The following is a 6,697-nucleotide window of genomic DNA, read 5'->3' as shown; positions in this document are numbered from 1 at the left end:
CGGTGCAGGTGCCGCAGGTGGCGAACACCGCGCGCGCCGGTGCGCGGATCAACGCCACGGTGCGTCCGCCGCGCGTGCCGGCCCGCGTGCAACGGCTCCGCCACGTCGTCCTGCAGTCGACCACCTACCTGAAGACGCTCGACTGGTACCTGGACACCCTCGGCATGGGATAACACGGCGAGTAACCCGGCCGTGTGGCGGGATCCCGCCCTCACCGGTCTGCGGGCAGTCGCCGCGCTGGCCGTCGTCGGCACCCATGCCGCGTTCGCGACCGGCCTCATCACCCACGGTTACGTCGGCGCACTGACTGCCCGGCTCGACATCGGTGTGGCCCTCTTCTTCGTGCTCTCCGGTCACCTGCTCTTCCGCCCCTGGGTGCGCGCCGCCGTCGACGGAGCCCCGGCCCCGTCCGTCCGGAGATACAGCCGGCGCCGGGTGCGCCGCATCCTGCCCGCCTACGTGATCACCGTCGTCGCGGTGTTCGAGATCTACACCGTGTTCACCCCCGGCCCGAATCCCGGCCAGTCGCTGTACGGCCTGCTGCGGTACCTGACGTTCACGCAGATCTACAGCGAAAACTACCTCGGCACGTTGCTGCATCCGGGCCTGTCGCAGATGTGGAGCATGGCCGTCGAGGTGTCGTTCTACCTCGCGCTTCCCGCGCTGGCCTTCGCGCTGCTGCGCGGGCGGTGGCGGCCGACACGCGTCCTGGTCGGGCTCGCGGCGCTCGCGGCGGTGACACCGGCATGGCTGGTCACGGCCGAGACCACCGACATGCTGCCGAACTCTGCGGGCATGTGGCTGCCCGGCCACCTCGCCTGGTTCGCCGGCGGCATGGCGCTGGCCGTGCTGCAGACACTCCGGGTGCGCTGCCCGGCGGCGATCGCGGTGCCCATGGCGGGTGTGCTGTATCTCGTGGTGTCCACGTCGCTCGGCGGCGCGATCCTCGGCCCGGACCCGTGGTGGGTGCCTGCGGTGAAGGCGACGCTGTACGCGGTGATCGCGACGCTCGTGGTCGCGCCCGCGGCGCTGGGCAGCCGCGACTCCTATACGCGCGTGCTGGCCAGCCGGCCCGTGGTGTGGCTGGGTGAGATCTCCTACGAGATCTTCCTGCTGCATGTGGTGGCGATGGCGCTGACGATGCATCTGGTGCTGCGCTGGCCGCTGTTCACCGGATCGATGCCCGGGCTGATCGCGGTCACCCTGGCGCTGACCGTGCCTGCGGCCTGGCTGCTGCACCGGGTCACGGCGCCTCAGAACAGAGCACGTAGCGAGGGCAGCAGCGCGGCGAGCGCCCTGCCCCGGTGCGAGGCCGCGTCCTTCTCCTCGGGGCTGAGTTCGGCAGCCGTCCGCTCCGAGCCGGCGGGCAGGAACACCGGGTCGTAGCCGAACCCGCCGTCGCCGCGCGGCGCCCGCACGATGGTGCCCGTCCACTCCCCCCGCACGACGACGGCGTCGGCGTCCGTGGGCCCGTGCACCAGGGCGCAGGCGGACACGAATGCCGCGCCGCGCCGTTCGTCGGGGACGTCGCCGAGTTGACCGAGCAGCAGTGCGGTGTTCGCGTCGTCGTCGCCGTGCCGGCCCGACCAGCGTGCGCTGAGTACCCCCGGCATGCCGTTGAGCGCGTCGACCTCCAGCCCGGAATCGTCGGCGACTGCGGGCAGCCCGGTGGCGGTGTACGCGTCGCGGGCCTTGGCCAGGGCATTCGCCTCGAACGTCGCACCCGTCTCGGGTGCCTCGTCGAACGGCGGCACATCGGCCAGCGACAGCAGCGTCACCCCGGACACCCCGGCGGCGTCGAGCACGCGGTGCAGCTCGGCCAGCTTCTTGAGGTTGCGGGTGGCAACCAGTAACCGGCTCAGCTGCCGAACGCCTTCTTGGTCGGCTCACCGGACTCCGGCAGCACGCCGGGATACGGGAGCGCGAGCGCGGCACGCTGGATCTCGAAGAGTTGATCGCAGGCGGCCATCGCGGCGTCGAGCATCTTGTCCAGCGTCGAGCGCGGGAACGTGGCGCCCTCGCCGGTGCCCTGGATCTCGACGAGCGTGCCGGTGTCGGTGGCGACGACGTTCATGTCGACCTCGGCGCGCGAGTCCTCGGTGTAGGGCAGATCGACGCGGATGCGGCCGTCGACCACGCCGACGCTGACCGCGGCGATCGCGCACGACAGCGGACGCGGATCCTTGAGCTTGCCGGCGGCCGCCAGATAGGTGACCGCGTCGGCCAGCGCGACGTAGGCACCGGTGATGGCTGCGGTGCGGGTACCGCCGTCGGCCTGCAGGACGTCACAGTCGATCGCGATGGTGTTCTCGCCCAGGGCGGCGAGGTCGATGCAGGCCCGCAGGGAGCGGCCGACCAGCCGGCTGATCTCCTGGGTGCGGCCGCCGACGCGGCCCTTGACCGATTCCCGGTCGGAGCGTTCGTGCGTCGCGGCGGGCAGCATGGCGTACTCCGCGGTCAGCCAGCCCTGGCCCGAGCCCTTGCGCCAGCGTGGCACCCCTTCGGTGACGCTCGCGGCGCACATCACCCGCGTATCGCCGAACTGGACCAGCACCGATCCCGCGGGATGGGTGGTGAAGCCACGGGTGATGGTGACCGGGCGGAGTTCGTCGTCGAGCCGGCCGTCTTCTCGTCTGGACACGCGCCAACCCTAACCGGTCGCCATGACAGCGCCCGGCGTCAGGAGTGGGTGACGTCGAACGCCTCGTTGGACACCACCGCGTGCACGGGCCCGTCGAACTCGGCCTTGGCCTCGCTGATGACATCCTCGCGCGACGTCCACGGCGGGATGTGGGTGAGCAGGAGCTCCCCGACCCCCGGCGCGGGCGGCCGCGCGCCCGGCCTCGGTGCCCGACAGGTGCAGGCGCGGCGGACGCGCCGGATCGTGGGTCCAGGACGCCTCGCACAGGAACACGTCGGCGTCGCGGGCCAGGTCGATCAGCGCGTCGCAGTAGCCGGTGTCACCGCTGTAGACAAGCGTGGCGCCCGACGGGTCGGAGATGCGCATGCCGTAGGACTCGGTGGGGTGGCACACCAGCCGCGGCACGATGGTCAGCGCCCCGATCTCGACGGGTTGGTTGTCCACCCAGTGCCGGATGTCGAAGATGTCGCTGAAGTCGTCGATCTCGCCGCCCTCGGGCGAGGACGCCGCGCCGAGACGCGCCCAGGTGTTCGCGGGTCCGTACACCAGACCGCGCTCCTGCGCGGGGCTCGGGTGGTAGCGCCGCCAGACGAAAAGGCCGGGCAGATCGAGGCAGTGATCGGCGTGCAAATGCGACAGAAGCACGTGCACCGAGTTGGGGTCGGCGAAGCGCTGCAGCGCGCCGAGGACCCCACCGCCGAAGTCGAGCACCAGCGGTGGCGTGTCGGGTGCTGTGACCAGGTAGCCGGACGCGGGCGAATCGGGTCCGACCACACTGCCGGAGCACCCCAGTACGGTGATTCGCACGCTCACTAGCTTGCCATGCCCGTGATCGCGATGGCGAAAACATGGCCGCTTTGCGCGACCAACGTCATGTTCGCGTTCCGGCGTGACGCTGCACCGGCCGGACCCCGTCCAGGGAAGGTCCGAGGAAACGTGCCGCCAGCCGGGTGAAGGCCTCCGGATCGCCGGTGGCCTCGAACACCCGGCGCGGTGCGGGCGCGTCGTCGCCCGGGTGTGCATGCAGCAGGTCGCGTTCGGTCAGCACCCGCAGCAGGTCCTTTGCTGTCTCCTCGGCACTGGACACCAGCGTGACGTCGTCGCCCATCGCCAACTGGATCAGTCCGGACAGCATCGGATAGTGCGTGCACCCCAGCACCAGCGTGTCGACCTCGGCACGCTGCAGCGGCTCCAGGTATCCCTCGGCCAGCCCCAGCACCTGCCGCCCGCTGGTCACGCCCCGCTCGACGAAGTCGACGAAGCGGGGGCACGCGACCGCGAACACCTCGAGGTCGCGCGCGGCGGCGAAGGCGTCCTGATAGGCCCCGGAGGCGATCGTCGCCTCGGTCCCGATCACGCCGACCCTGCCGCTGCGGGTCGTGCTGACCGCACGGCGCACGGCGGGCAGGATGACCTCGACGACGGGAATCGGCGCATACCGCTCGCGCGCGTCCCGCAAGCAGGCCGACGACGCCGTGTTGCACGCGATCACCAACGCCTTGATGCCGCGGTCGGCGAGATCATCGCCGATGGCCAGCGCGTTCGCGCGGATCTCCGGAACGGTCAGCGGTCCGTAGGGCCCGTTACCGGTGTCGCCGACGTAGATGATCTCCTCGTCGGGCAGCTGGTCGATGACGGCCCGCGCGACGGTGAGGCCGCCGACGCCGGAATCGAAGATCCCGATGGGCAGATGGGCGCTCATCGGGGCAGGTACGGCGGGGCCGTGTTGCGTCTGCCGGACGCCCGGGCCCGGCGTTCCGGGCCGGAGAGCAGATACGCCGCGAGCAGACCGGCTGCCGCGCCGCACAGATGTCCCTGCCACGACACGCCGAATGTGCCCGGAAGGACGCCGAGCAGCACGCTGCCGTACACGAACAGCACGACGACGCCGACGACGATCTCCCACACCTTGCGGGTGAAGAACCCGAAGACGATCAGGAAGGTCAGCCACCCGAAGATCAGACCGGAGGCCCCGATGTGGTTGGTCTCGCACCGCACCCCGACATAAGGACACTGCGCGCCGACGTTGCCGATCAGCCAGGTGCCCAGCCCGCCCACGATCCAGATGATCGCGGTGGCGAACAGGAACCTCGACAGCCCCGCCAGGGTCATCAAGAAGCCGAGCACGAGTGCGGGAACGGTGTTGGCGATCAGGTGTTCCCAGTTCGAATGCAGCAGCGGCGCGAACAGGATGCCGGCCAGGCCGTCGGTTTCCAGCGGGCGAATACCGTTCTGGTCCAAGCGGTGTCCGCTCATCGAGTCGAAAAGCTCGACCAACCAGAGCAATACGACGAACGACACGATGGTGGCCCCGCCGATTACCCAGGCGGGGCGCTTGCGCGGCCCTGTGGCCGGGGCGGGATACCCACCGGCGCCCGTCATGCCCATAGTTGCCCTTCCAGCGCGTCCTCCGCGTCGTCCAGGCTACCGGCGTACGCGCCGGTCGACAGATACTTCCAGCCGGCGTCGCAGACCGTGAACGCGATGTCGGCGCGCTCACCGGCCTTGACCGCCTTGGCGGCCATGCCGAGCGCCGCGTGCAGGATGGCCCCGGTGGAGATGCCGGCGAAGATGCCCTCGGCCTGCACCAGCTCGCGCGTGCGCCGCACCGCGTCAAAGGACCCGACCGCGAAGCGGGTGGTCAGCACGTCCGGGTCGTAGAGCTCCGGGATGAAGCCCTCGTCGATGTTGCGCAGCGCGTACACCCCTTCGCCGTACCGGGGTTCAGCGGCGACGATCTGCACGCCGGGCACGTGCTCGCGCAGGAAACGTCCGGTCCCCATCAGCGTCCCGGTGGTGCCCAGGCCCGCGACGAAGTGCGTGATCTCGGGCAGATCGGCGAGCAGTTCGGGTCCGGTGCCCTCGTAGTGCGCGGCGGCGTTGGCCGGGTTGCCGTACTGGTAGAGCATCACCCACGAAGGATTCTGCGCGGCAAGCTCTTTGGCGTGTGCGACGGCCGTGTTGGAACCGCCCTCGGCCGGCGAGTAGATGATCCGCGCCCCGTAGAGCTCGAGCAGTTGGCGGCGCTCGATCGAGGTGTTCTCCGGCATCACGCAGACCATCTGGTAGCCCTTGAGCAGGGCAGCCATCGCCAGCGAGATCCCGGTGTTGCCGCTGGTCGGTTCCAGGATCGTGGTGCCCGGGTGGAGGCGGCCCTCGCGCTCCGCCTCCTCGATCATCCGCAGCGCCGGCCGGTCCTTGATCGAGCCGGTCGGGTTGCGGTCCTCGAGCTTGGCCCACAGCCGCACGTGCGGGTCACCGTCCCAGGCCGGCGAGAGCCGCTGCAGACCGACCAGCGGCGTGCCGCCGAGTGCGTCGAGAAGCGAGTCGTATCGGGTCATCAGCCTCCCGCCACGGCGGGCAGGATCGTCACCGAGTCCCCGTCGGAGATCTCGGTGTCCAGACCGCCGGAGAACCGCACGTCCTCGTCGTTGACGTAGATGTTGACGAAGCGGTGCAGCTTGCCGTTATCGACAAGGCGCTCGGAGATCCCCGAGTAGTTCGCCTCCAGATCGGCGATCACGGCCTGCAGCGTGGCGCCGGAGGCGGACACGCGCTTCTCGCCGCCGGTGTGGGTGCGCAGGATCGTCGGGATCGACACCTCAACGGCCATGGGCAGACTCCTCTTCTTCTCAGTACTGATCGACGACGGTGACGGGTTCTTCGGTGACGACGCCGTCCACGATGCGGTAGCTGCGCAGCTCGTGGGTCTCGGGGTCGCGGGTCGACACCAGGACGTAGTGGGCGTCCGGCTCGGAGGCATACGAGATGTCGGTGCGGCTCGGGTAGGCCTCGGTCGCGGTGTGCGAGTGGTAGATGACGATGGGCGCCTCGTCGGCCGCGTCCAGGGCGCGCCAGACCTTCAGCTGCTCGCCCGAGTCGAAACGGTAGAAGGTCGGCGACCGCTCGGCGTTGACCATCGCGATGAACCGCTCGGGGCGGTCGGAGCCCTCGGGCCCGGCGATGATGCCGCACGCCTCGTCGGGGTGATCGGCCCGGGCATGGCGGACCATCGCCTCCACGAGGTCAGCACGAATCGTCAGCACCGGCGTCGGT

Annotated in this window: 7 protein-coding genes and 3 pseudogenes; 2 read left to right on the top strand and 8 right to left on the bottom strand. The window is 70.2% G+C overall.

Annotated features, from left to right (window positions below):
• Positions 1-167 (top strand): annotated as a pseudogene (locus tag MCHUDSM44219_RS29330) (VOC family protein); the annotation flags it as partial.
• 25 nt (positions 168-192) lie between these two features.
• Positions 193-1,257, top strand: a pseudogene (locus MCHUDSM44219_RS00900) (acyltransferase family protein); the annotation flags it as partial.
• Here MCHUDSM44219_RS00900 and rdgB read toward each other — a convergent pair.
• From rdgB to MCHUDSM44219_RS00865, 8 genes and pseudogenes are all read right to left on the bottom strand, one after another.
• Positions 1,254-1,862, bottom strand: coding sequence for an RdgB/HAM1 family non-canonical purine NTP pyrophosphatase (gene rdgB / locus MCHUDSM44219_RS28605; protein WP_082161970.1), 609 nt, complete (start codon positions 1,860-1,862; stop codon positions 1,254-1,256). The pseudogene MCHUDSM44219_RS00900 and the gene rdgB overlap by 4 nt on opposite strands.
• Positions 1,859-2,641 carry a ribonuclease PH gene (gene rph, locus MCHUDSM44219_RS00895; RefSeq protein WP_048416341.1) on the bottom strand — a complete coding sequence of 261 codons (783 nt, stop codon included), beginning with the start codon at positions 2,639-2,641 and terminating at the stop codon, positions 1,859-1,861. Before rph ends, rdgB begins: the two co-directional genes overlap by 4 nt.
• Before the next feature lie 38 nt (positions 2,642-2,679).
• Positions 2,680-3,454, bottom strand: a pseudogene (locus tag MCHUDSM44219_RS00890) (cyclic nucleotide-degrading phosphodiesterase).
• 58 nt (positions 3,455-3,512) lie between these two features.
• Entirely contained in the window at positions 3,513-4,343 is an 831-nt protein-coding gene (gene murI / locus MCHUDSM44219_RS00885; RefSeq protein ID WP_048416340.1) for a glutamate racemase, read from the bottom strand.
• Positions 4,340-5,029 (bottom strand): rhomboid family intramembrane serine protease, encoded by a 690-nt coding sequence (locus MCHUDSM44219_RS00880; protein WP_048416339.1) that lies wholly within the window; start codon positions 5,027-5,029, stop codon positions 4,340-4,342. The genes murI and MCHUDSM44219_RS00880 overlap by 4 nt, the downstream gene beginning before the upstream one ends.
• The gene (locus MCHUDSM44219_RS00875) at positions 5,020-5,982 is read right to left on the bottom strand and encodes a PLP-dependent cysteine synthase family protein (protein WP_048416338.1); all 963 of its coding nucleotides are present in this window, start codon (positions 5,980-5,982) and stop codon (positions 5,020-5,022) included. The genes MCHUDSM44219_RS00880 and MCHUDSM44219_RS00875 overlap by 10 nt, the downstream gene beginning before the upstream one ends.
• Positions 5,982-6,254 (bottom strand): MoaD/ThiS family protein, encoded by a 273-nt coding sequence (locus MCHUDSM44219_RS00870; RefSeq protein WP_048416337.1) that lies wholly within the window; start codon positions 6,252-6,254, stop codon positions 5,982-5,984. The genes MCHUDSM44219_RS00875 and MCHUDSM44219_RS00870 overlap by 1 nt, the downstream gene beginning before the upstream one ends.
• Positions 6,255-6,273: 19 nt before the next feature.
• The gene (locus MCHUDSM44219_RS00865; protein WP_048416336.1) at positions 6,274-6,687 is read right to left on the bottom strand and encodes a M67 family metallopeptidase; all 414 of its coding nucleotides are present in this window, start codon (positions 6,685-6,687) and stop codon (positions 6,274-6,276) included.
• Positions 6,688-6,697 lie beyond the last annotated feature (10 nt).

This window comes from Mycolicibacterium chubuense (assembly GCF_001044255.1).
Taxonomy (GTDB): domain Bacteria; phylum Actinomycetota; class Actinomycetes; order Mycobacteriales; family Mycobacteriaceae; genus Mycobacterium; species Mycobacterium chubuense.
The sequence above is the reverse complement of the archived record's forward strand: the minus strand, read 5'-3'. Positions and strand labels throughout refer to the sequence as shown.

Coding starts and splice junctions, on each gene's coding strand:
- murI (WP_048416340.1), bottom strand. CDS start 4,343: ATGAGCGCCCATCTGCCCATCGGGATCTTCGATTCCGGCGTCGGCGGC.
- MCHUDSM44219_RS00880 (WP_048416339.1), bottom strand. CDS start 5,029: ATGGGCATGACGGGCGCCGGTGGGTATCCCGCCCCGGCCACAGGGCCG.
- MCHUDSM44219_RS00875 (WP_048416338.1), bottom strand. CDS start 5,982: ATGACCCGATACGACTCGCTTCTCGACGCACTCGGCGGCACGCCGCTG.
- MCHUDSM44219_RS00870 (WP_048416337.1), bottom strand. CDS start 6,254: ATGGCCGTTGAGGTGTCGATCCCGACGATCCTGCGCACCCACACCGGC.